Origin of the sequence: Acinetobacter sp. (assembly GCF_041919735.1) — a bacterium.
Taxonomy (GTDB): domain Bacteria; phylum Pseudomonadota; class Gammaproteobacteria; order Pseudomonadales; family Moraxellaceae; genus Acinetobacter.
The window spans coordinates 51,549-76,481 of sequence record NZ_JAYRTF010000013.1 but is presented as its reverse complement, the minus strand read 5'-3'; the positions used below and the strand labels follow the sequence as shown (position 1 = coordinate 76,481).

22 protein-coding genes are annotated in these 24,933 nt (G+C 46.3%); 3 read left to right on the top strand and 19 right to left on the bottom strand.

All coding sequences use genetic code 11. From position 1 onward, the window contains the following. Positions 1-373 precede the first annotated feature (373 nt). From ACE3T3_RS09375 to ACE3T3_RS09365, 3 genes are all read right to left on the bottom strand, one after another. On the bottom strand, positions 374-1,603 hold the full coding sequence (locus ACE3T3_RS09375) for a CaiB/BaiF CoA transferase family protein (RefSeq protein WP_374666238.1): 1,230 nt from the start codon (positions 1,601-1,603) through the stop codon (positions 374-376). A 53-nt stretch (positions 1,604-1,656) separates the two neighbouring features. Next, a complete protein-coding gene (locus ACE3T3_RS09370) occupies positions 1,657-3,096 on the bottom strand; it encodes an MFS transporter (RefSeq protein WP_374666236.1) in 1,440 nt (479 codons plus the stop codon). A gap of 240 nt (positions 3,097-3,336) precedes the next feature. Further along, positions 3,337-4,557 (bottom strand): acyl-CoA dehydrogenase, encoded by a 1,221-nt coding sequence (locus tag ACE3T3_RS09365; RefSeq protein ID WP_374666235.1) that lies wholly within the window; start codon positions 4,555-4,557, stop codon positions 3,337-3,339. 246 nt (positions 4,558-4,803) lie between these two features. Here ACE3T3_RS09365 and ACE3T3_RS09360 point away from each other — a divergent pair, with 246 nt between their 5' ends. Both ACE3T3_RS09360 and ACE3T3_RS09355 read left to right on the top strand, forming a co-directional pair. Then, a complete protein-coding gene (locus ACE3T3_RS09360; protein ID WP_374666233.1) occupies positions 4,804-5,751 on the top strand; it encodes a LysR substrate-binding domain-containing protein in 948 nt (315 codons plus the stop codon). Between the two features lie 220 nt (positions 5,752-5,971). Continuing rightward, complete coding sequence (locus ACE3T3_RS09355; protein ID WP_374666231.1) at positions 5,972-6,670, top strand: NAD-dependent deacetylase; 699 nt, start codon at positions 5,972-5,974, stop codon at positions 6,668-6,670. A 397-nt stretch (positions 6,671-7,067) separates the two neighbouring features. Here ACE3T3_RS09355 and ACE3T3_RS09350 read toward each other — a convergent pair whose 3' ends face one another. From ACE3T3_RS09350 to ACE3T3_RS09335, 4 genes are read right to left on the bottom strand one after another with little or no spacing between them, the layout of a single operon-like run. Continuing rightward, positions 7,068-8,183 carry an ABC transporter permease gene (locus tag ACE3T3_RS09350; protein WP_374666229.1) on the bottom strand — a complete coding sequence of 372 codons (1,116 nt, stop codon included), beginning with the start codon at positions 8,181-8,183 and terminating at the stop codon, positions 7,068-7,070. A 6-nt stretch (positions 8,184-8,189) separates the two neighbouring features. After that, positions 8,190-9,323 carry an ABC transporter permease gene (locus ACE3T3_RS09345; RefSeq protein WP_374666227.1) on the bottom strand — a complete coding sequence of 378 codons (1,134 nt, stop codon included), beginning with the start codon at positions 9,321-9,323 and terminating at the stop codon, positions 8,190-8,192. 1 nt (position 9,324) lies between these two features. Beyond that, positions 9,325-11,136 carry an ATP-binding cassette domain-containing protein gene (locus ACE3T3_RS09340; protein ID WP_374666225.1) on the bottom strand — a complete coding sequence of 604 codons (1,812 nt, stop codon included), beginning with the start codon at positions 11,134-11,136 and terminating at the stop codon, positions 9,325-9,327. 6 nt (positions 11,137-11,142) lie between these two features. Further along, complete coding sequence (locus ACE3T3_RS09335) at positions 11,143-12,147, bottom strand: HlyD family efflux transporter periplasmic adaptor subunit (protein ID WP_374666223.1); 1,005 nt, start codon at positions 12,145-12,147, stop codon at positions 11,143-11,145. A gap of 117 nt (positions 12,148-12,264) precedes the next feature. Here ACE3T3_RS09335 and ACE3T3_RS09330 point away from each other — a divergent pair, with 117 nt between their 5' ends. Then, the gene (locus ACE3T3_RS09330; protein ID WP_374666221.1) at positions 12,265-12,921 is read left to right on the top strand and encodes a TetR/AcrR family transcriptional regulator; all 657 of its coding nucleotides are present in this window, start codon (positions 12,265-12,267) and stop codon (positions 12,919-12,921) included. Positions 12,922-13,035: 114 nt separating this feature from the next. Here ACE3T3_RS09330 and ACE3T3_RS09325 read toward each other — a convergent pair whose 3' ends face one another. From ACE3T3_RS09325 to ACE3T3_RS09270, 12 genes are all read right to left on the bottom strand, one after another. Further along, complete coding sequence (locus ACE3T3_RS09325) at positions 13,036-14,364, bottom strand: amino acid permease (RefSeq protein ID WP_374666278.1); 1,329 nt, start codon at positions 14,362-14,364, stop codon at positions 13,036-13,038. 196 nt (positions 14,365-14,560) lie between these two features. Continuing rightward, on the bottom strand, positions 14,561-14,797 hold the full coding sequence (locus tag ACE3T3_RS09320; protein WP_374666219.1) for a hypothetical protein: 237 nt from the start codon (positions 14,795-14,797) through the stop codon (positions 14,561-14,563). Positions 14,798-14,892: 95 nt separating this feature from the next. Beyond that, positions 14,893-15,534 carry an ATP-binding cassette domain-containing protein gene (locus ACE3T3_RS09315; protein ID WP_374666217.1) on the bottom strand — a complete coding sequence of 214 codons (642 nt, stop codon included), beginning with the start codon at positions 15,532-15,534 and terminating at the stop codon, positions 14,893-14,895. Positions 15,535-15,536: 2 nt separating this feature from the next. Further along, positions 15,537-16,220: a molybdate ABC transporter permease subunit gene (gene modB, locus ACE3T3_RS09310; RefSeq protein WP_374666215.1), complete on the bottom strand. Its 684-nt coding sequence runs from the start codon at positions 16,218-16,220 to the stop codon at positions 15,537-15,539. 11 nt (positions 16,221-16,231) lie between these two features. Next, on the bottom strand, positions 16,232-16,987 hold the full coding sequence (gene modA / locus ACE3T3_RS09305; protein WP_374666213.1) for a molybdate ABC transporter substrate-binding protein: 756 nt from the start codon (positions 16,985-16,987) through the stop codon (positions 16,232-16,234). 11 nt (positions 16,988-16,998) lie between these two features. Continuing rightward, complete coding sequence (locus ACE3T3_RS09300) at positions 16,999-18,267, bottom strand: molybdopterin molybdotransferase MoeA (protein WP_374666211.1); 1,269 nt, start codon at positions 18,265-18,267, stop codon at positions 16,999-17,001. Next, a complete protein-coding gene (gene moaCB / locus ACE3T3_RS09295; RefSeq protein WP_374666209.1) occupies positions 18,264-19,187 on the bottom strand; it encodes a bifunctional molybdenum cofactor biosynthesis protein MoaC/MoaB in 924 nt (307 codons plus the stop codon). The genes ACE3T3_RS09300 and moaCB overlap by 4 nt, the downstream gene beginning before the upstream one ends. A gap of 47 nt (positions 19,188-19,234) precedes the next feature. Beyond that, a complete protein-coding gene (locus ACE3T3_RS09290; RefSeq protein ID WP_374666207.1) occupies positions 19,235-19,828 on the bottom strand; it encodes a molybdenum cofactor biosynthesis protein MoaE in 594 nt (197 codons plus the stop codon). A 1-nt stretch (position 19,829) separates the two neighbouring features. Beyond that, the gene (locus ACE3T3_RS09285; RefSeq protein ID WP_374666205.1) at positions 19,830-20,096 is read right to left on the bottom strand and encodes a MoaD/ThiS family protein; all 267 of its coding nucleotides are present in this window, start codon (positions 20,094-20,096) and stop codon (positions 19,830-19,832) included. Positions 20,097-20,098: 2 nt separating this feature from the next. Then, positions 20,099-21,178 carry a GTP 3',8-cyclase MoaA gene (gene moaA, locus ACE3T3_RS09280; RefSeq protein ID WP_374666203.1) on the bottom strand — a complete coding sequence of 360 codons (1,080 nt, stop codon included), beginning with the start codon at positions 21,176-21,178 and terminating at the stop codon, positions 20,099-20,101. Positions 21,179-21,365: 187 nt separating this feature from the next. After that, positions 21,366-21,992, bottom strand: coding sequence for a molybdenum cofactor guanylyltransferase (locus ACE3T3_RS09275; RefSeq protein WP_374666201.1), 627 nt, complete (start codon positions 21,990-21,992; stop codon positions 21,366-21,368). 2 nt (positions 21,993-21,994) lie between these two features. Then, entirely contained in the window at positions 21,995-24,793 is a 2,799-nt protein-coding gene (locus ACE3T3_RS09270) for a molybdopterin-dependent oxidoreductase (protein WP_374666199.1), read from the bottom strand. Positions 24,794-24,933: the final 140 nt, after the last annotated feature.

Sequence of the window (24,933 nt, the reverse complement as noted above, 5' to 3'; positions counted from 1 at the left end):
AATAAACGTTCAGGCTTATCTCTTTTGGTGTAATAAACGCACCATTCTGCTTTTTTAAGACACTGATACATTCAGAATTTTTGATTTCATCAAAAGAGTAACGGCTATGATGGATTCCCTTCTGCTTCAATAATTTAATAAGCTCATTTCTGGTTATGGTCAGATTCTTAATTATTAAATATGCCTAAAATCAAAATCATGCACGTTATATGGAATTCTTTGAATTATTCTATCAATAAAAGGCCAGTTCTAGTGAATTGGCCCTTTAAGTGAGTTTTCGAGTTTTGGGCTGCCATTCAATCATTGGATTGCATTTTTATTAGCCATATTGCATAAGCTGCTGCCATATAAAAAGAAAGCTTTAGGACTGTACCTAGGCGACCTCCCCATCAATAATGCCTTGCGCTTTTAAGGCTTTCAATTCATCTGCCGTTTTAAAGCGCGATAAGATCTGCGCGGTATGCTCCCCCAATTGCGGCGGCGCATTGCGGTATTCTACTGGCGTATCGGACAGCTTCATCGGTGAGCCAATGACTTTAAAGCTGTTGTTCAGCGCATGCGGCAGATTGACCACCATCTTGCGGTGCTGAATTTGCGGCTCATTCAAGGCGTCTTCCACAGAGTTAATCACGCCGACAGGCACTTTGACGGCATGAATGGCATCCACCCAATCTTTGGCGTCCTTGCTGAGGAAATATTCACTCAATAAAGGAATCAGTTCTTCGCGGTGCTTGACCCGGTCTTGATTGCGCAGATAGTTGGGATGATCCAGAAGCTCAGCATAGCCGATGGCAATACATAGATCTTTAAACTGCTTGTCGTTGCCGCAAGCAATAATAAATTCCTTATCTTTGGCCTTAAAGGTTTGATACGGCACAATATTCGGATGCTTATTGCCCATCCGTTCAGGCGCTTTGCCCGACGTTAAATAGTTCATGCCTTGATTGGCCAATGCCGCAACCTGCACATCCAGCAAAGACATATCAATATATTGCCCGCGTCCCGTATGCTGGCGCGCCAGCAAGGCTGCCTGTATCGCAATTGTGGAATACAATCCGGTTTGAATATCCACCACGGCTACACCGACTTTTTGCGCGCCGCCGCCAGCTGCATCATCCGGTTCACCGGTAATGCTCATCAAGCCAGACATGCCTTGAATAATAAAGTCATAGCCCGGCTCTTCGGCGCGCGGGCCATCCTGACCAAAACCGGTAATTGAGCAATACACAATATTTGGATTGAGCGCGCTCAATGACGCATAATCCAAGCCATATTTGGCTAATGACCCGGCTTTGTAGTTTTCAATCACCACATCCGCGGTTTTGGCAATGTCATAAATCAGCGCTTGGCCTTCTGCACTGGAAATATCAATGGCGACTGAATATTTATTGCGGTTAGCGCATTGAAAATAACCCGATTCACGCGTTGGCTGGCCTTGCTGGTTCAGCATCCAAGGCGGGCCCCACATGCGGGTATCATCACCTGCCTGCGGCCGTTCAATTTTAATCACTTCTGCGCCTAAGTCTGCGAGAATTTGGCCGCACCATGGGCCAGCCAATACTCGGCTTAAATCCAATACGCGAATACCCTGCAATGCACCCATCTATGTACTCCTTATTAGGAGATGAAGCTTTAATAGGCTTCATCTCCAGTGTTTTATCTGACCGTAATTGATTTTGAAGATGCTGATTTTACGTCTGCGCTATTGGCAGCATCTTCTGCATGTCTATCTGTTGTTTCTGATTCTGTTGAATTTGAATCTGATGAAATAGTGGCTTGCTGAGGGTCATACTGACGCTCGCGGATAAAGAATCCAGGAATGACGCCGGCAATAAAGTAAGCCGCACCCATCACAATAAATGCCATCGTGAATGAACCGCCTGCAGCAATAAAACCAATTGTTGCCGGGGCAATGGCTGCGCCTAGACGCCCCATGTTATATGCGCCGCCAATGGCTGTGCCGCGGACATCAGTCGAAAAACTTTCCGCCATATAGGTCGCATTCACACCGTATGGGATGCCGTATAGAAAGCCGAAAGTGACAAGCAAATACGCAATATTGGCTGGCGTGTTATAGAAAATGATGATTGGCAGGAAAGCAGCCGTTGCAACGGTACCGAAGACAAAAGTCACGCGGCGGCCAAATTTATCTGCAGCATAGCCTGCTAAGATTTTGCCTAGAATCATGGCGGTATAAGCGCCGACCATATAGCCTGTCATGGCCTTAAAGTTCATGCTGAGTTCGGTTTCTAAATAGGTGGGCATCCAGTTGTTGACACCGTAATAGCCGAACTGCAGGAATGCCGCTGTGCTCATCCATAGCAGGAACATTTTGCGGTGATTGCTGTGGCCGAAAATACGCTTATAGATGCTTTCTGATGGCGCTTTTTCAGCAGCAGCCATTTGCGGAGCAGTTTCTAAATTCAATTCACGGCGCTTGATTTGCTCAATTTTAGCTTCTTGCCAAGACGCCGGTTCCGGTACAAAACGCATGAAAATCAAAGCAAAAGCGGCAGGAACAATCGTCACATAAAATAGCATGCGCCAGCCATGATCTGGAATAATCGCACCAGCCATTAAAGTTGCGACGATATAGCCCACTGTTTGGCCCGTTTGCAGCGTGCCCAGCACCGTTGTGCGGTATTTGGTGGGTACATATTCAGCCATCAGCGTATTGCAGGCCATATACAGAGAGCCTAAGCCAAAAGCGCCAACAAAGCGCAAGATTAAAAATTGCTCATAAGTTTGAGTCAGGCCTAAAATACAGGTCATGATGGAGAAAAAAACCACTGACCATGCAATGGTTTTGACGCGGCCGAATTTGTCGCAGGCCCATCCGCCTGAAATGCCGCCTAAAGCCATGCCTGCCAGTGAAGAACTGCCCAGCATGCCTGCCTGAAATGTGGTTAAGCCAAATTCCGCTTTTAAACTGGTTAAGCTGAATGACAGCAGCATGATGTCCACGCCGTCAATGATCAGTGATACAAAGGCAAAAATAAACGCCAGTTTCCAGGTGTTGCCATGAATGCGGTGCATTGTCCCGACATTGCTGGGCAGTTTCAGCGCGCCTGCGCCATTTTGCATTTTATTGCTCATTATCCATTTACCTCATTTTCCCAAATGAGTCACCGACATTCCTATGTCTCTGCTTTTAACCGATTTGATAATTGTTTTTATTTCTGTCCGCTTGACTTAAAGTCGGTCAGCAACATGCAGATTTACAAGAGTATTTCACGATGAATCCTTTATAGTGATGAATCTTATCTGTTCTGTTTTAAGATATAAGCCGCTAAAGACGCTCAAGGTCTGAGCATCTTTAGCGCATGCTGAATCAGCTTAGTTGCCGAAAGCCGCAATGCCTGTTTGCGCGCGGCCAAGAATCAGCGCATGCACATCATGCGTGCCTTCATAGGTATTCACGACTTCCAGATTCACCAGATGGCGCGCCACGCCGAATTCATCTGAAATGCCGTTGCCGCCCAGCATGTCACGCGCAACACGGGCAATATCTAAAGCCTTGCCGCAGTTGTTGCGTTTAATCAGCGAAGTGCCCTCTACTGCAGCAATGCCTTCATCTTTCATGCGGCCAAAACGCAGCGCGGCTTGCAGGCCTAACGCAATTTCCGTCTGCATATCCGCCAGTTTCTTTTGAATCAATTGATTGGCTGCCAGTGGACGTCCAAACTGTTTACGGTCCATGGTGTATTGGTGCGCGGTGTGCCAGCAGAATTCCGCTGCGCCCATTGCGCCCCACGCAATACCGTAACGCGCGCTATTAAGACAGGTAAATGGGCCTTTTAAACCGCGCACTTCTGGAAAAGCGTTTTCTTCAGGCACGAAAACATTGTCCATGACAATTTCACCGGTAATCGATGCGCGCAGGCCCACTTTGCCATGAATGGCTGGCGCTGAAAGCCCTTCCCAGCCTTTTTCCAAGATAAAGCCGCGGATATCGCCGACATTGCCTTCAGCGGAAACTTCTTTCGCCCAAACCACAAATACATCTGCAATTGGACTGTTGGTAATCCACATTTTTGCGCCTGTAAGACGGTAGCCGCCATCGACTTTTTTCGCGCGGCTAATCATGCTGCCCGGATCTGAACCGTGGTCTGGTTCTGTCAGGCCAAAACAGCCGATGTATTCACCTGTCGCCAGTTTCGGCAGATATTTCTGCTTTTGTTCTTCTGAGCCAAATTCATTAATCGGCACCATCACCAAAGAGCTTTGCACGCTGGCCATAGAACGGTAGCCTGAGTCGACGTACTCAATTTCACGCGCTACCAAGCCATAGCTGACATAGTTCAGGCCGGCACCGCCGTATTGTTCTGGAATAGTTGGGCCCAGTAGGCCTAACTCACCCATTTCACGGAAAATTGAAGCATCGGTCTTTTCATGACGGAACTGTTCCAGCACGCGCGGCTGCAAGCGGTCTTGGCAGTAAGCATGCGCGCTATCGCGGATCATGCGTTCTTCTTCAGTCAGTTGCTGTTCCAATAAAAACGGGTCTTGCCAGTTAAATTGAACTTTTGCTTTTTTCACATTCACCATTTGATTCATCGCTTCCTCTGCTTAATCAGACTTTCTTTGTTTGATTCGATGCTATGTGTGAAAAGTCTTTCGTTCAAACGATTAATTTGCATGCAGATATGCGTGTATGGAATAACTTAAGATCAAATGTCTGAATTCAAGCATTTCCGCCACTGCGCTAACCCTTGCAATACTCTATGTTTAGACCATGGTGGTATATGGAAATTATTCTTATATGTCAATTTGTGATACCAGCCGATAAAAAGGACTTTATCTATGCGCCGCAATATTCCTTCGCTGCAAAGCCTGATCTGCTTTGAATCCGCAGCCAAGCATTCAAGCTATACACATGCTTCGCAAGAGCTTTTTATTACGCAAAGTGCGGTCTCACGGCAAATTCAGCAGCTGGAAGATTTTTTGGGCGTAACGCTTTTCAGCCGTACCCGGCATGGCGTGGATTTAACAGAAGCCGGAAAGCAGTATGCCAAAAGCATTAAACCGTTTTTGCAAGGCATTGAGAAAAGCACCTCGGACATCATGACGCATAAAGGTTTGGGCGGCACCTTAAAACTGGGCGTTGTTCCCACCTTTGCGACACGCTGGCTGCTACCAAAACTGCATAAGCTGAATACGCAGCATCCTGAAATTACGGTGCATTTAGAGACCAGCACCAAACCGTTTTTATTTAATGAAAACATTTTTGACGCGGCCATTTTTGCAGGAACACAGCAGCAGATAGAACACTGGCCCGGCATTCAGGCACATTATTTGATGGATGAGGAAGTGGTTCCTGTTTGTTCGCCAAAATTGATTCAGCAGCGTTTTCCAGATGCGGCGATGCTCAATGAATACAGTTACGACCTCAGAGATGATGAACTGCTGCAGCTGCCTTTGCTGCAGCAAACCACCCGGCCCAGCATTTGGCAAGAATGGTTCCAGGCGCACCATATGCAGCATTCAAAACCCTTTGACGGACAGCGCCATGAACTGTTTTCCATGCTTTCCGTTGCGGCCAGTCATGGCATGGGCATGGCGCTGATTCCGCAAATGCTGATTGAGTCTGAACTGCAGAAAAAGGAGTTGGTCATTGCTTCCAGTAAAAAACTGCAAGGCAGCCGCAAATATTATTTAGTTCATTCCAGTCAGGACACCTCCCCGCAGATCCAGAAATTTGTCGATTGGCTGATGCAGGAATTGAATCAAGCTAAAAAGATTGGCGTATAAAATTCAGCGTGATTGATGCGGTGAAATCACTATTTGGCATTTACTGGAATGCATCAGCCTAGTTTCAAATCCCCCCTGTTATTTATCATTGTTTAAACAGCAAGATATAACCATTGATGTATTGATTCATGCACCGTTTGTTCAGCAGATTCTGCTATGTTATTTCTGCTAGTCGGTGTCTTTGACAATTTTTTTATAATCCAGCAATGCAGGAGCCATCATGCAAAAATTAGTGGTCTTTTCTGGCGCAGGCATGAGTGCAGAAAGCGACATCAATACCTTTCGAGACAGTGATGGACTTTGGGAACAGCATCGCGTTGAAGATGTGGCCACTCCTGAAGCTTGGGCGCGCGATCCGGAACTGGTACAGCGTTTTTATAATCAGCGCCGTAAAAATATCTTAAATGCGCAGCCCAATCTGGCGCATCAGCTGATTGCGCAGTTGCAAGACCGCTATGATGTGCATGTGATCACGCAAAATATTGACGATTTGCATGAGCGTGCCGGCAGCGCTCAGGTTCTGCATCTGCACGGCAATATCCGCTTGGCCAAAAGCTCTGGGCCAAATGCGCAATATACTCAAGAGCTTTATCCTATTAACGGTGCAGAATTGAATTTGACCGCAGATAAATGTCCAGACGGCTATCCGCTGCGCCCGCATGTGGTATGGTTCGGCGAAGCTGTTCCGGCCTATGAAGATGCCAGCGCATTGGCGCAGCAGGCAGACATTTTTGTGGTCATTGGCACCAGTTTGGTTGTGTATCCCGTTGCGGGCTTAGTGCATAACATTCCAGCCAGCTGCAAAGCATATTATATAGACCCAAAAGCCGATCATCTGCGGGTGCCAAAACAGTATCAGCTGATTAACGAAACTGCTGTAAAGGGCATGCAGTTCTTGGCAGAACAGCTGCTGGGCTGATTCACGCTGAAACAGGCCGCACTTTTTTGCACAGCAATCAGCAAAATAATGCTGGATGAACCGAGTTCAGCTGAATGAAGCATGATGGCATTTAGTTCGGATTCAGCAGAATCCAGTCCATCACATTGCTTATATTGAATTTTTATCGCTCTTTGAGACGATCCGAAAATGCTATGCGCAGCTGGACGGCCAACAATACCGGTATAAAGCATGAATGAAGAATACATTTTTCCGCTGGTCAATATTTCAAAACTGCAAAGTGAGGCGCTGGCAGGCCGCTTAGAAGTGACGGCCGTACTGTAATCATTCAGTTTTTTTCTAAAAACCTGAGCTGTAAAAACAGGATCTTTTAAGCGGAATTAGCTTTAAGCTTTTTAGGTCGTAAAGCCATCAAGCGTTAAGACAGCCGATTTCTAAACAGCCATGCCGCCAAAGGCAAAGTCAATACAGCTAAGACCAGCATTGGCACAAAGTTCCATTTCACTTGATCTAAGCTGGCGCCTTCCAGATATACCCGCTGAATAAGATCCAAGCCAAATCTTAAAGGATTGGCATAGGTGGCGATTTCCAGCGCAGGCGGCATGTTCTGCACAGGCGTCAATAAACCAGACAAGAGCATCATTGGCATAATCAGGAAAAAGGTATACAGCATCGCTTGCTGCATATTCAGCGACACCGAAGAGATAGACAGCCCAATGCCTACAACGGCAATGTTAAAGCTCAGCAGGCCAAAATACAGCAGGCCGAGTGAACCGTTCATTGGAATTTGGAACCAAAACAGAATGATCAGCAGGATGATCGTGGACTGCATCAGCCCGACAAAAATAGGCGGCAGCGCCTTGCCAATCATAATATGCAAAGGGGTATACGGTGTAACCAAGAGCTGGTCAAAGGTGCCCTGTTCCCTTTCACGCGCCACGGAGAGCGCTGACAACAGCAGCGTCTGTATCATGCTGAGCGCGGCGATCAGCGACGGCATGAGGCTCCAGCGTGATTCTGCATTTGGGTTGTACCAAACCCGTGTTTCAATATTGACGCTGGATGCAGCGCCTGTACGGATTTGATTGACTTGAGCAACAACACTATTGATATACGTGCCCGCCATGCTGGCTGTAGACGAATTTCGCCCATCCAAAATCACTTGTATTGGCGCGCTTTGCCCCTGATTCAATTTTTGTTCAAAGTCACTGGGAATGGTGATCACCGCCAAAGCTTCCCGGTCATCAATGACCTTCTGAATTTGCTGATTATTTTCTAAAGTCGCAGTCCGTTTAAAAATGCCCGAACCATCCAGATGCTGCAAAAGCTGTGCAGAGGCTTGGCCATGGCTTTGATCCAGCACGGCATAATCCACATGATTCACATCATAGCTGGCGGCATAGCCGAACAGCAGCGCCTGAACCAGTGCTGGCGCAAACAAAATGGCGCGGTTGGCCGGATCGCTGAAAATCGTTAAAAACTCTTTTCGAACCAGCACCATCAGGTAATTCAGCCATGCAAAAAATGATGTCATATGCAATTACCTCAAGCGCTTTTTCAGTGAGATGCAAGACGCGGCCATCAGCACTACGATATAAATCATTAAAATACTGCATTCTTTAAACCATAAGCGCCAGTCATCGCCGCCTAAGAATAGGGTTTTAAGCAGCGTCATAAAATGTGTCGCGGGCAGAATCTGACTGACGATTTGCACTACAAGCGGCAAATTCCGTGTATCAAACACAAAGCCTGAAAGCATCAGCGCTGGCATAAAGCTGGCCAAGAGCGCGATTTGACTGGCCTGAAACTGGCTTTGCGAAAAGCCGGAAATCGTAAGGCCCAGCAGCAGGGACACCAGTAAATATAAAAATGAAGCGCAGATAATCGACAGCAGTGATCCTCGAATCGGCACATCAAAGATCCAAGCAGCCGCCAAGAGGCAGACCGCAATATCCACAATGCCAATAACGATATAAGGAATAAGCTTGGCAAGGACAATTTCTAAAGGGCGCACTGGCGTGACAAAAAGCGTTTCTAAGGTGCCGCGTTCCCGTTCTCGGGCAATCAGTAAGCCCGTTAAAAATGCGCCAACCAATGTCAGTATCAAAACAATTAAGCCAGGGACGAGAAACCAGGTGCTGTTGCCGGATTCGTTAAACCACATGCGCTGTTCAACGGTAATGACGCCTGCAGATGCACCCGAAAGCGCATTGCTGCGGTCAGCCTGAATAAGCTGCGCCGTGGCAAATGCGCCGGAGACATAGCCCTGCATCGCAGAGGCAATGCTGGTGGAACGGCCATTGGTAATAATCTGAATATCGGCTGTGCCATTTTCACGCTGCGCGGCGAAATCGGATGGCAAGTTGACTATCGCATCAATTTCATCCAGCCTCATTGAGGCTTCGGCATCATGAAAATTGCTGAATGGCGTGACGGATAAATAAGGACTGCCTTCCAGCCCGGAAATCAGCTGATCGCTTTGCAGCGTCCTCTGCTGAACGACCACACCGACACGGCCGTTATGGAGATCGAAAGACAGCCCATAGCCAAACAGTAAAATCAGGATAATCGGCAAGATTAAGCCAATCGCCAAACTGCTTTTATCCCGCAGCAATTGATTGCTTTCTTTGCCAATTAGCGCCCTCAAGCGCCGAAGAAAGGCTGCAGCATCCATATCAGCTCCTCCGCGCCTGTTCCACAATGGCAATAAATGCGCTGTTCATATCATGCGCTTGTGAGGCACCCGCCTGCGCGCGGACATCTTGCGGCGATCCTAAAGCCAGAAGTTTGCCAGCATCTTGAATGGCAATGCGGTCGCAATATTCCGCTTCTTCCATAAAATGCGTGGTGATAATAATAGTGATGCCCTGATCTGCCAGTTCGCCAATGGTGTACCAAAAGGCGCGCCGCGCTAAAGGATCAATCCCGCTGGTAGGCTCATCCAAGAACACAATTTCCGGCTGATGCAGCAAGGATGCCGCCATCGACAGCCGCTGTTTAAAGCCATTCGGCAGATCTCCGCTTTTGGCATGCGGGTTCAGTTCGAACTGCTGCAAGGCGCGCTCAATCTGCTGGCTAAGCTTTTTACCCGTCAGGCCATAAGCGCCGCCAAAAAATTTTAAATTATCTAAAACGGTTAAATTGCTGTACAGCGCAAATTTTTGCGAAACATAGCCAATTTTGCGGCGGGCCTCTGCCCGGGCATAGCGCAAATTCATGCCGGCCACTTCTAAAGAACCGTTGCTGGCGGGCAGCAGCCCGCAGAGCATGCGGAACGTAGTGGTTTTTCCTGCGCCATTTGGCCCCAGCAGGCCAAAAATTTCACCGCGCTTGACATCAAATGTTGTATTGGCAACTGCTGTAAAATCACCAAATTTCCGCACTAAATCTTTGACTGCGATGGCAGGCTTTTGCCTGTCCTGCATTGCCGCTTGATCTGTATGAATGAGCAGCAGGTCATTATTGGGGCTATGCTCACCTTGATCCGTATCTCCAGCAGAAACAGAGAGACCTCCAGCGGAACCAGCCTGCTGTTTTTGCATCTGCGCCTGATGCAGAAACATCATGAAAGCATCTTCCAATTCAGGCGGCCGCGCTTCTGCATGGGTTCCTCCAGGCAGATATTCCGATGGCAATTGCGGGTTTTCAAGCGTGGTAATAAAGCGCACAGCATCACCCTTGGGCACGGCATCCGTAATGAATTTGGGCAAATCCAGCAGCTGCGACTGTAAGGTCCGGGCTTTCATGCCTTTAGGCGGAACCGCCTGCCAAGTCAGCCCACGCACCAGTTCGCTGAGCTCATTGGGCTTCCCCTGCTTTAACACTTGCCCTTCGTACATGACATAGACTTCTGCACAGCGTTCGGCTTCATCCATATAGGCGGTGCTGAGAATGACGCTGAGATTTTCTTCAGACACCAGCTGCTGAATAATCTGCCACAAATCCCGCCGGGACAAAGGATCGACGCCAACACTGGGCTCATCCAGCAGCAGCAGTTCAGGTGAGCGCACCAATGTGCAGGCTAAACCCAGTTTTTGCTTCATGCCGCCAGACAGCTTGCCGGCCGGACGTTCGGTAAATTGGCTTAAATCCGTAATCGCCAGCAGGCGCGCAAAGCGCTCCTTGCGCACATCCATCGGCACGCCATGCAGGTCGGCATACAAATTCAAATTTTCTTGAACACTCAGATCTTCATACAGGCCAAAGCGCTGCGGCATATAGCTGATGCTGTCTTGAATCTGCTGCGGATGCTTCACGGCATCAATGCCTAATACCTCCAAAGTACCCGAACTGGGTTTATACAGCCCAGCCATGAGGCGCATAAATGTGGTTTTTCCTGCGCCATCGGGGCCAACCAAAGCTGTTAACTGCCCGGCTTTAATGGAAATATTCAAATCCTGCAGCGCGCAAACCTCTGGGCCTTTTTTTGCAGCTGAAGCAAAAACCTGCCTTAAATTTTTCGCCTCCACCACATGAACATTTGCCATATTGATTTACTCTGCGGATGATTTGGCAATTTTTACCGTGACGGGCTGCCCCATTTTTAAAGCATCATTGGGATCATGGATATAGATGCGCACTTCATACACCAGCGTAGTGCGGATATCTTCAGTCTGTACTGTTTTTGGAGTAAATTCAGCCACAGATGAAATGTAGCCGATTTTGCCTTGAATCGGCTGATTGGGCGCAGAATCACGCACAACTTGCGCCGAAGCGCCCATTTTAATCTGCCCCAAGTCCTGTTCGCTGGCATAGGCGCGCACCCATTTCGGGTCGGTTAAAGCTAAGGTATACACCGGTTTTTGCGCAGAAGTCATATCGCCGGCTTCCTGCAGGCGCGCACGGACAACAGCATTGACTGGCGCAATTAATGCGCTTTGCTTCAATTGATACTGAATTAAATCCAAATTCGATTGCGCCGCCTCAGACTGCGCTTTTGCCGCTTCACGGTCTTCTTTGCGTGCGCCATTTTGCAGCAACGTTAAATTGGCCTGCCTTTCTTGAACAGCGGCGGCTGCGGTGGCTTGATTGCTTTGTGCAGAATCCAGCTCCTGCTTGCTGATGGCTTGGCCCGCGGTGTCATGAAATAAAACCTGCAAGCGCTTTAAATCTTTATTGGCTTTATCTAATTGCGCTTGAGCGGAAACCACTTGAGCTTTGGCTTGACTGATCTGCTCTGGGCGGGTGCCGGCATCTTGTTCAATGACTGTCTGCTGCAGTACTTTGAGCTGAGCTTCCGCTTGCTGGCGCTGAATATCTAAAGCCTCTGTATTCAGCTGCGCCAGCACTTCACCTTTTTTAACGCGGTCGCCTTCCTGCACATTCAACTGCGCGATGCGCCCGGCCTGATCAAAAGCCAAGGAGACCTGCCGGATATCCACATTTCCATACAAAGTCAGTGCCTGAACTGAAGACTGCTCTTTATGGAGATACCAATACACCGCTGCCCCAGTAAGCAATACAAGCACAGCTATGGCAATCATCACGCCCTTTTTCATAAGACACCCGATTCTGATCTGTTGTCATTATTAGTTTAAATGTAATTTAAACTATCATATATCTGCAGATAAAATATATACTGCTCTGCAAATAAATGTGTCTTAGCTGATTGAGAAATGCATCGCGTGAACCGCAGTGACGGTGAGGTCACCAAACAAAAAATTTTACATACTGCCGCAGAACTCATTGCGCAGCACGGTTTTGCGAAAACCACGAGCAAGGCCATTGCGCAGGCGGCAGAAGTGGATTTAGCTTCAATCAACTATCATTTTAAAGGCCGTGACGGACTGTATCAGGCGGTCTTGGTGGAAGCGCATCAGCAGTATTTGGATGAGCAGTATTTAATTGAACTGACAGCATCCGCGTTGCCTGCAGAAGATAAACTGCATGACTTTTTTAAAACCTTAACGGAAAAACTATTCTCCGATAATTCCTGCTACAGCCAGGTGCTTATGCGTGAAATGCTTACTTCATCTGCACAGCTGTCACAATTTATGGAGCACTCCGGTACGCGCAAATTTTTACTGCTTCGACAGATTATCAGCGATGCAGCTGGCCTGTCCATTGATCACCCGCAGCTGCTGCCTTGCGTCTTAAGCGTCATGGCGCCCTGCTTTATGCTGATTTTTGCAGGTTCAAATGCGTCCAGTCCGCTGCATCGGGTTGCGCATATGGATGCAGAAGCATTGGCAATGCATTTAAAAGTCTTTTCATTGGCTGGCTTAAAAGCTGTGCGTGAGCAAATCAGCGCTCAACCGAAGGACGCCTTGTAATTATTTTCAAAGGCTCATTTTTCTGCAGAATGTTCCGATCTTCTATGGCCGCTTGCCGCCCTCAAGACAGGCTGAAGCGGCAAGCCGGTCAATGATTCAACGCTGTTTTTTAGGCTAATTCACCGTGGCTGAACGTCCTTGGCCTCGCTTTCTGGTCACAATCAGGCTGCAGAATACGACGGCCAAAGTAACACCTAAAGACAGCGCGGTTTCATAGCTGTATGCCGGCGACAGAAACATATAAATCAGAACGCTCATGATGACAATAATCACAAACCATGTCAGCCACGGAAACAGCCACATTTTAAAGGGCACTTCGGCGCCGCTTTTTTCCAATCGGCTTCTTAAGCGCAGCTGTGAAAAGGCGATGACTAAATACACCAGCAGCGCAATAGACCCCGTGCTTGACAGTAAAAAGCCAAACACTTTCCCTGGAAACAGATAATTCACGGCACAGCACACCAGGCCAATCAATGCTGAAGCAAAAACAGCCATTGCCGGTACGCCAAAGGCATTAATTTGAGTCACAGATTTGGGCGCTTCATGGCGTGAACCCAATGCAAACAGCATGCGCGATGAGGTGTAAAGCGCCGCGTTCATACAGCTGGCGACTGCAATAAACACAACAAAATCCATAATCAGCTTAGATTGGGGCACATTCAAACTCATCAAAACATACTGAAAAGTTCCTAATTTCTGCAAGTCAGGAGAGCGCCAGTCGACCAAAGCTACGGCTAGAAAAATAGACACCACAAAAAACAGGATGATGCGGTACAGCACTAAGTTGGTTGCGCGTTTAATCTTTTCTTGCGGATTTTTGGACTCTGCTGCGGCAATTGATAAAATTTCAGTGCCAAAAAAAGAAAAGGCTGAAATCAAAATAGCCGACAGCACCCCGCCCATGCTATTCGGCATAAAACCGCCATTTGATATTAAATTGCCCACACCGCTGACATCTTTGGCTAAAGGCCAAAAGCCGAATACAGCCATTGCGCCAATGCCGATAAAGATGACAATTGCCAAAACTTTAATCAAGGAAAACCAAAACTCAAATTCGCCAAAACTTCTGGTGCTGAAAAAGTTTGCAAGGCTCAGCAAAATAATAAAAGCAAAGGCAAATGCGGCGCTCGAAATTGCGGGGAACCATGCATGCAAAATTTCTGCACCGGCAATCGCTTCAATAGGAATCACCAGCACCCAAAACCACCAATACAGCCAGCCAATGGTAAAGCCTGCCCAAGGGCCGATCGCTTTGCGCGCATACGTTGAAAAAGATCCGGTGTCTGGCTGCGCGACTGCCATTTCCCCCAGCATGCGCATGACTAAAAAAACTAAGATACTGGTAATAATATAAGCAAGCACCGCTGCTGGCCCCGCCTTTGCAATCGCAGCAGACGACCCCACAAATAAACCAGCGCCAATGACGCCGCCTATGCTGATCATGCTGATATGGCGGTTGGACAATCCTTCGCCTAATTTTGCTGTTTTCTCACTGTTCACTCATTAGATTCCTTTTTAATGATTGAATACTTAAAAATAAACACCTCCAACATCACTAAAATAGAAAGAGAAAACCTTATGTTTTCTCTCATGCACATCAATTGAATGCAGGCATAGCAAATGGTTTGGCATCAAGGGTTTAACTGACTTGTGCGCAGAAGCTCAGCGCTGGATCATTGTTTTGCGGCGTATAAAATCGCATGCATGCCATGAGCCATAGGACGTACAGATCATCAAACAGCGGGCGTTTCCAGCTGCCGAGGCTATGATACGCCACAGATCCCGGAAGCGGAATATTGACACCTGCCGTATTGGCTCGAATATGCTTGGTAAAATAGCGCGCAGCCTCTTTGCCGCAGAGATCAGCACAGACCATCTCTATTTTTTCATCCTGCTGTGCTGCACTTTAAATATGGCCTTGGGCTTTATCTTGATGTTTGGCTGATCAGCCTTTGCCCGCGGCATAAGACTTTATTCAGAAATAATTTTGCCATTTTCGATATGCATGACATTGGCCTGTAAATAGGCCAGTTCATCGGCATGGTGTGTCACATAAATCATCGGCAGCTGCGTCTGTTCTTTCACCATATTTAAAAATGGCAGGATCTGATTTTTCAGCCTATGGTCCAGTCCAGTTAAGGGCTCATCTAAAAGCAGTAAATCTGGCGATGACAACAGAGCACGCCCTATGGACACCCGCTGCGCTTCACCGCCTGACAGCTGATGCGCTTTACGCTGCAATAAAGGGTTCAATTCCAGCAAATCTGCAATCTGCTGAAATTGAAATTTCTGTTGAGTGCGCTGAGATAATTTTTCTGCATAGCGCAGGTTCTGCTGCACATCCATATGCGGGAAAAGCCAAGCTTTTTGAAAAATCAGGGCAATCCGCCGCTGATGCATCGGTACATGAATCTGTTTTTCGGCATCAAATAAACAGTTTTGATTCAGCACAATGGAGCCTTGAACAGGCTGCAGCAAGCCCGCAATATTGTTCAGCAAGGTGGATTTCCCGCTGCCTGAAGCACCCATAATGCCAATCAGCTGCTCTTGCATGCAAAGCTCAGCCTTTAAATGAAAATTATCGTATTGAAACTGGAAATTACATTGCAACATTTTCAGCCTCCCAATTTCCGCTGATATTTCTGCATAATCCAATAATTGGCAACCAATGCACCAAAAGCTACAACCAAAGACAATGTGACCAAACGCATCGCAGCCTGCTCTCCTTCTGGCTGCTGAATCAGCGAATAAATGGCAATTGGAATGGTGCGGGTTTCATCAGGGATGTTGCCGACAAAAGTAATGGTTGCACCAAACTCCCCAAGGCTGCGGCTAAAGCACAAAATGCTGCCAATTAAGATTCCCGGGAGTGCCAATGGCAGGCTGATACTGTAAAACACGCGCTGCGGACTTGCGCCCAAAGAACCTGCAACCTGTTCTAACTGTTGGTTAATCATCTGAAAAGACAGGCGAATCGGCTGCACCATCAAAGGGAAAGCCACAATCATCGAAGCCAAAACCGCGCCTTTCCAATTAAAGGCCAATTGAATGCCAAAGTGGTTTAGCAGCTGTCCAATCCAGCCATTAGCACCAAATAAAATCAGCAGCAGATAGCCCAAAACTACGGGCGGCAACACCATCGGCATTTGCAGCAAGGCTTCAGCAATAAACTTCCCCTTAAACTCATAGCGTGCAAGCAACCATGCCAAAGCAATGGCAAAAGGCAGGCAGAACAGCGTGGCGCACACTGCAACTTTGGCCGACAAGTACAAGGCGTTCCATTCTTCAGGGCTGAGCACGGTCTAAAAACCTATAAACCAAAGCCATATTGGCTAAATACTTTTTTAGCCTGCGGGCTGTGTTTCAAGTATTGATTAAACTTCACTGCTGATGGATTTTTTGCCCCCTGAACTGTCAGCGCAATTGGATAAGTAATGGGACTATGGCTATAGTCAGGGAATGTTCCGGCGATTTTGACTTTTTGACTGATTAAGGCATCGGTTTTATAAACAATGCCCACCTGACATTCTCCGCGCTCGATAAAGGCCAAAGCTGAACGCACATCATCCGTCCCAACAATTCGGCCATTTAGGCTATTTAACCAATTCAGCTTAATCAAGCTTTGCTTAGCATATTTTCCAGCAGGTACAGATTCCATTTGCCCCGTGCATAAATGCCCTTGAAAAGATTGCGCAAAATTAAACTGCGGTTGCATTTTAAACTGCTGCTTGCTGGCAATTGGCGTTATTAAAACCAGCTGATTATGTAGCAGAGTTTTGACTTGATTGGCCTGAATTTTCTGCTTTTGCAGCAAATAATTCATCCAGTCCTGATCTGCTGAAAAGTAAATATCGCTCGGTGCGCCTGCTTCAATTTGTTTTGCTAGTGCTGATGATGCACCAAACACAGGAACAATATCTGCACTCGGATTTTGCTTTTTGTATAGTTTGGCAATATCGGTGACCGCATTGGTTAAACTGGCTGCGGCATAAATTTTCACAGTTTCGGCATGCAGCATGGGAGAAAATAAACTGACAGCGAACAATAATTTTATAGAACAGTGCATTGAATCATCTCCTAATGCTGAATAAACAAGACGTGCAGAATGTGTCCAGCCTGAATGGGTTCAGCGGCTGGCACTCTGACGATGCAATTGGCATGCATTAAATTGCTGAGCATATGCGACTGCTGTTTGGCTAGGCTGCTGATTTTTAAAATGCCATGTTCAAAAACAGCATGCATGCGTAAAAAACGTTCCCGCGCATCTGCTTTCAGAGCATGCTGTAAAATACCAGTCGCCCACACCACTGGCTGCGATTGCCCTTGCATGGCGTGTAATAATGCCGTGACGTAAATTTGCAGGCCGATATACACGGCCGCTGGATTGCCCGGTAAACCCAATAATGAACAACAGCTTTGATCTTCACGCTGATATTGCGCAAACAGCATGGGTTTGCCCGGTTTTTGTTTTACTTTCCAGAAAATCTGCTCGAAACCAATTTTTAAAGCGACTGGACGGACGAAATCATAATCGCCAACCGAAACCCCGCCTGTACTGATGATCAGATCATATTGATTCTTGAGCTGTTCAAAGCATGCAGCAACAGCTTCTACAGTGTCAGTCACATGCAGAATTTCTACCTGATGATTTTGTGATTGGAACCAAGCCTGAATCATCGGCGCATTGGCATCAAAAATTTTACCTGAGTTTAAATCCGCCACAGAATCGGCAACTTCATCGCCTGTGATGAGCACTGCAATTTTGGGAAAACGCTGTACTTTAATCTGTTTAATCCCCGCCATGCTTAAAGAAGCAATCGCGCCAACGGTCAGCTGTTGTCCGGCCTTTGCCAACAACTGACCTACCGCAACCTCTTCGCCCATGTCACGGATATCGGCGTGTAACGCTAAATTTTCGGTTAAGCAGATCTGCTGATGTTGCAGCTGTACAATTTCCTGACGTGCCACGGTTGCCGTGCCCGCCGGGATTTTTGCACCAGTAAATATCCGTACTGCCTGACCTTCAGATAATTCCATATTTGCGCTTTGCCCTGCACGGATTTCCCCGACCAATTCAAAACAGCTCTGCGCTGGAAGGTCTGTCTTCGCACAAAGTGCATAACCGTCTACAGCACTTTGTGAAAAAATCGGTAGATTAATATCTGAATAGATATCTTCTGAAAGATAGCGGTTTAGGACTTGCGCTAAAGGCAAAATTTCAGCAGCTAAGGGTGTGTTATGTTCAAAGATCAACTGCAAAGCTTGATCAACCGAGATCAGGCCTTGTTCTCTTCCGCAGCTGTCCTGTTGAGTATCCGCTAATGCTGAATTTAAGGCTTGATTCATTGATAGCCTCCCGCATGCGGAATGTTTTTCTGCACATCAAATAAATGCACCAAGGCTGGCAGCACCGCAATCAAAGATTCTTTCGCGCCTTGGCGGCTGCCCGGTAAAGTCATCACCAGGCTGTTGTCAATATAACCTGCGACTCCACGACTCAGCGCTGCATAAGGCGTACGTTTTTGTCCAAAACTGCGCGAGGCTTCCATCAAACCGGGAATTTCGCGCTTTAATAAAGGCTGAATGGTTTCCACGGTTAAATCTTTCGGCCCCAAACCTGTTCCGCCAACAGTTAAAATCAGCGGATAGTCATTTTTTTGCTGTTCTATTAGTGTCAAAAGTTGTTCTGGACTGTCTGGAATCACTTGATAATTGATATTGCTAAAATTGGCTTCCTGTAAAATTTCTAGCACATTCTGCCCTGCGGTATCAGGCTTTTTACCAGAAGCCACGGTATCGGACAGGACAATAATTGACGCTGACAGACTTTCCTTAAGCACACGGGTAAAATGTGATTTTCCACCTTTTTTCGTTTGCAGTTTGACTTGATCTAAGCATAAATCTTCAGCTTCACAATGCGGTTTCAGCATGTCATACAACGTTAAGCCTGCTAAAGAAACGGCGGTTAAAGCTTCCATTTCCACCCCTGTCGGGCCGATGGTTTCGACCACAGCTGTAATGACAACGTGTGCATCAAATAATTCATATTCCACATCTGCACGGTAAATTGGCAGTGGATGGCATAATGGAATCAGCTCATCGGTACGTTTCGCACCAAGAATCCCGGCAATCCGTGCGGTTTTCAGTGCATCGCCTTTTTCAGTGTTGCCATTTCGAAGCAGTTCAATGCAATGCGGCGGAGCATGCAAAATACCTGTGGCAATTGCGGTGCGGTAACTTTCTGCTTTCATGCCCACATTTTTCATGGCAAATTCCTGTTGAATATTTTAAAGCTGTTTAGATGCATCGCGCCTTACATCCACTCTTGTTCAATAAAACCCGCAGATTCAGCTGAATGATGTGGATGGCTATGCGAATGTGTCTGTATATCGTTGTGAATCATCGAATTACTATCACGTCTATGTCTGTGTTGATGTATTTGGCTGCCCTGTTTAAATCCATCTGCATCATCTTTACGAATACAGCAGCCTTCGACAAACTGACTGCTGCCATCCAGATAAAACTCTTCTTTCCACACTGGTACTTCGTGTTTGACCCGTTCAACCGCTTCTTCACAGGCCGCAAAGGCTTCACGGCGATGTGCGGCATAAGCGATAGCAATAATGGCTGTTTCGCCGATATCTAGAGTGCCAATACGATGCACCACCCGCACATAAGACACGCCATATTTAGCTTCTATCTCCTGCTCTATTTGGCGAATCATCTTTTCAGCCACAGGTGCATAAGCGGTATATTTCAACGCCTTGACCGCACGGCCCTCATGATGATTGCGCACCGTACCGATAAATAGACCGATCCCGCCGCATTCAGGAAAATGTTGAATCTCATCAAATATCTCCTGTTTAAGAGCAAGATCTTGAATGCGCGCAAAGTTTTTCAGCTGCATATCAACCTCCTGCTACTGGAGATAACAGGACGATGACAGCATCTTCTGCTAAAACAGTGGCACGACTCATCATGTCTTCCCCCATGGCACAGGCGCAGCGTTCAAGCAAGCCGTAGGCTTCTGGATAAGTCCGTACAATATTTTCAAGCACATCTGCAACCGTGCTTTCGGCCGCACATTGCAGACATAAATCTTCTGGCAATAGCCGCTGAATTGCGCCAAACGCTTCGATTTTGACCTGAATGATTTTGGTCATGACTTCTGACATGGCTAACCTCCAATCATGTGCATGCTGATCTTTCTGCCATGCGACTGTTGAATATAAGATTGAGTTTCTTTAGTGTGAATCTCGGCTTGAATAGCTTGATAGCCCGACTTTTTCTGCCAAATATAGGCGCTGAGCTTTTCATGCAGATCAAACTGCGAAAGATCTTTTGCAGCTGCATCATGTTGAGTAATCTGCTGTGCCAAATACTGAATTTCTGCTTTAAGCCGCAGCCCTGTTTGTGCGAATAAGCAGTTAAATAACTCGCCTTGTGCATTCAGTCGCAGACGATCACATTCACCGCAAAATACGTTCGTTATGGTTGAAATAATGCCTACAGGTTTTCCATCGATGTGATAGCTTCGCGCAGGGCTTGCGCCTTGCCCTTGCTGGATCTGCACGGCAAATTCAGTGGCTAACACATCTAAAATTTCTTGTTCAGCCACGACTGATGATGCCGACCAATTTTGATCGCCATCGAGCGGCATAAACTCAATAAAACGCGGTTCAAATTGCGCTGAATGCGCCCATTTCACAATTGGCAGAATTTGGTCATCATTCACGCCTTTTATGAGCACGGTATTAATTTTAATGTTCAGTCCAGATTGCTTGGCCGCTGCAATACCCTCCAATACAGGCTGCAATTTTTTTTGGGTCAAGGCCTCGAATTGCACTGGATTTAAACTGTCTAAACTGATGTTCAGACCATCCAGGCCTGCATGTTTAAGCTGCGCGGCATAAGCGGCAAGATAATGACCATTGGTGGTCATTGAAATTCGTTTGAGTCCAATTTTTCTCAGCGCTTGGAGCTGCGCGATAAAATACACCACACCTTGACACATTAAAGGTTCACCGCCAGTGATGCGGATTTGCTCAATACCCTGCTGCACCATAAATTCGCAAAAGACGTACAGTTCTTCAAAACTTAAAAGACTGTGTTTGTTCATCCATTCAGGATGTTCAGGCATGCAATAGACACATTTAAAATTACAGCGATCTGTCACCGAAATACGGAGCTTGCGTTTTTGCCGCCCAAATTGATCTTGGAACACACGCGGCTGATTCAGTTGTGTCATGCTATTCATGTCAATTATCCATGGCGTTTTTTGCGCTGTATCAACACAGCTCAAAATCATGTTTTATTTCTATGACCTAGACGTAGCAATAAGCGTTCCAACTTTGGTTTTATTTTTAAAATGATTTAATTTTTAGATGGAAATAGCAGTATTCATTCACTATTCAGCGTGAATAGCATCACCATTGAAAAAAAAATTAGAGAAAATTCAGCTGTTGGTACTGCTGCAATTCATCAAAGGAATTAATGCTGTGAAAAAATAGTGCGCGGTTTTTGAAATGTGCTATTTGCATGTGCATTTCTGCAAAACAGCCCTTTAAACTGCGCTGATTTTGCTCAAGATGCTTAATCATTGTCGGCAAGCTGCCCCGTTTCAGTAAACAAAATGGATAAAGCGCCTTGCCATTGATTTCCACCACTGCTACTTCACACAATGGGTGGCGTTGTATCGCTTGATGTAATCGAGAAATTACGTTTTTCGGAATATAAGTCACATCACACGGGACAAACAGCACATAGTCTGATTGCACATGCGACCATGCACTTTTCATCCCCATCAATGGCCCATAAAAACCGGCTTCATCGTCTGAAAAAAAGTGAAGGGACTGAATGATTTGTTCATAAATAGAATGGTCACGATGACTATTCACCCAAACTTTTGAAGCACGGGACTTGAGCCGTTGATGAATTTTAATCAACTGAATCTCATCATCAAACTTTTGCAGCAATTTATTGATGCCATTCATACGGCGTGCCTGACCGCCCGCTAAAATCACCACTTCAGTTTTAGGATAAGTCAGGGATTTGAATATTTTTCTGTTCATGATTATTCCTCCATTTGGCAGGCCTTAATGAGTCCTCGAATTTCAGGCAGGCATGAACCGCAATTTCCGCCTGCTTTTAAACATGCAGTGATTTGTTTTTCATTGGAAATATTTTTTTCTTTAATAGTTTGAATGATTCGATTTTTACCCACTTTAAAGCAGCTGCAAACTAAAGGCCCGTCACTGCTTCCCATCGACATGGCTTGGCCCGCCAATAAAGCTTTACGGTGCATCGCACTCAAGCGTTCACGTTTAAATAAACTCGCTACCCAGTCACGATCGGGCAATAATGCTTTCGGTGCAATATATAGGCTGGCGATAAGCACACCATTTTGCAGCACAACGGTGTGTGATATTTGTGCGGATTGATCTTCCACATTCAGCCATTCAAAACTTTCATCTTCAAAAGGCAGCAAGCTTTTAAGCTGTTCAGTGGTTTCTGTAAAAGGCTGACGATCTGCCAACTCATAAAGCACCGCTTTTGCCGTTTGAATTTTGCTCCACCACACGCGATGTTCAATGGTGTTTTTCACCATGTGCTCAAAGCCTGTGCGTACATAAAACACGCCCTGCCATTGGGTATAAAAAGGCTGAATCATCACAGGGGTATGTTTAAATTCAGGTTCACCTGAAATTGCATCGACCACCGGATTCACCACTTTGCCAATACGGGCATCCGAAGCAAATTGATCATTCCAATGAATCGGTGCAAAAATCTGTCCACGGCGAATATTGTCGCTCAACGCCGTACGTAATACACACAAACCCCAAGCTGATTTTATTTCGACCAATTCCCCATCTTTGAGTCCATATTTCAATGCATCATTGGGATGAATTTCACAATAAGGTTCAGCTTTATGGGTACTTAAATTGGCCGATAATCCTGTCCGCGTCATGCTATGCCATTGGTCACGGATGCGTCCCGTATTCAAAATTAAAGGATATTCACCATCCACTTGATTTACAGGGTCAATTGCAGTAGTGGCAATAAATTTTGCCTTACCATCTGCGTGGCTATATTGCCCTTTGGAAAACAGTTGTTCGTAATCGTCATGAGATTGATCACGTTGAATGACGGGCCATTGAACAGGTTCAAGTTGGCGATATTCCTCTAATGAAAGGTCAATCAATCCCTGTAAATTAAAATAACGGAAATTATCTATATCTGAACGCTTTAAAATTTCCGCATTCTGATAAGCCGATAATTGTGCATGTTCTTTAAAAATCTCATGACTATTTTCGAAGTCAAAACCGCTAAAACCGAGTTTCTGAGCCACTTGTGACACTGCCCACCAATCCGCCTTGGCTTGCTCAGGTGCGTCTAAAAATGCACGCTGTCTTGAAATACGACGTTCCGAATTGGTAACTGTGCCGTCTTTTTCGCCCCAGCCCAGTGCAGGCAATAACACATCCGCATATTGTGTGGTATCGGTGTCCTGACAAATATCGGAAACGACCACAAACTCACATTTCTCCAAAGCGCGTTTAACCTGATCTGCATTGGGCAAACTCACCACTGGGTTGGTGGCCATAATCCAAATGGCTTTAATTTTACCTGACTCAACCGCCTCAAAAAGATCTACAGCTTTTAAACCCGCCTGCGTCGCAATCGTCGGACTGTTCCAAAACTGCTGTACCAATTGCTGATGCGTTGGATTGTCCAAATCTAGATGCGCCGCCAACATATTGGCCAGCCCACCGACTTCACGTCCGCCCATGGCATTCGGTTGTCCGGTCATGGAAAATGGCGCTGCACCCAATTTGCCAATTTTCCCTGTCAGCAGATGACAATTAATAATGCTGTTGGCTTTGTCCACGCCGCGAGACGATTGATTGACGCCCATAGAAAACAGAGTCATCACTTTTTTAGTTTGCGCAAATTTCTCAAAGAGTAAATTTAATTTTTCGAGTGAAATTCCTGTTTTAGCTGCAACGTCATGAATATCAGCTTCCGATTGAGATGCTTCGAGAGCAGCCTTTAAATCTTGAGTATGCGCTTTTACAAACTCAGCATCGATATGACCATTTTGATGTAAATACTGTAATAGGCCATTAAATAATGCGACATCTTGTCCGGGTAAAATCGGTAAATGTAAATCCGCTGCCTCACAAGTTGCGGTAAAACGCGGGTCAATCACAACGACAAAAAGATCTCTTTCTTCTTTAGCCCTCATGATGCGCTGATACAGTACGGGATGACACCAAGCTGTATTTGAACCCACCAAAACCACCATATCGGTATGTTCAAAATCACTATAACTGGCAGGAACTAAATCCTCCCCAAAGGCACGCTTATGCGCAGCAACCGCAGAAGACATGCAGAGCCTTGAATTGGTATCGATATTGGCTGTACCGAGATAACCTTTTACAAACTTATTGACCACATAATAATCTTCGGTCAGCAACTGCCCCGATACATAGAAGGCAATACTTTTCGCACCATATTGGTCAATAAACTGCCGGAATTTATTGGCAATTAGATTTGTTGCTGTATCCCAATCTGTTGATTGTCGTGTATCGGTATAGATATTTTCTGAATCAACTTTAGGCCCTAACATCGGATGTAAAACCCGAGTTTCTAAACCGATCGTATCGGCGAGATTGCTGCCTTTAATGCACAGTTTTCCATAATTGGAAGGATGATTTAAATCTCCAGCCACAGACACTTTTTGCCCTAAAGCTGTATGTTGTACGGTTGCAGTGACGCCACAACCGACGCCGCAATATGGGCATGTTGTTTGGGTGGTTTTTACCTTGGATTCTGTGGAGCTATGCAGTTCCATTACAGGGATACTATTCATTTCTGCTGTGCTCCTGATCAACTCTTAATGAAAGTTCCCTCTCCTTTTAAAAGGAGAGGGTTAGGGAGAGGATTTATTTGCAGAATTCCCCTCATCCTAACCTTCTCCCCAAGGGAGAAGGGACTTTCAATATATTTTTT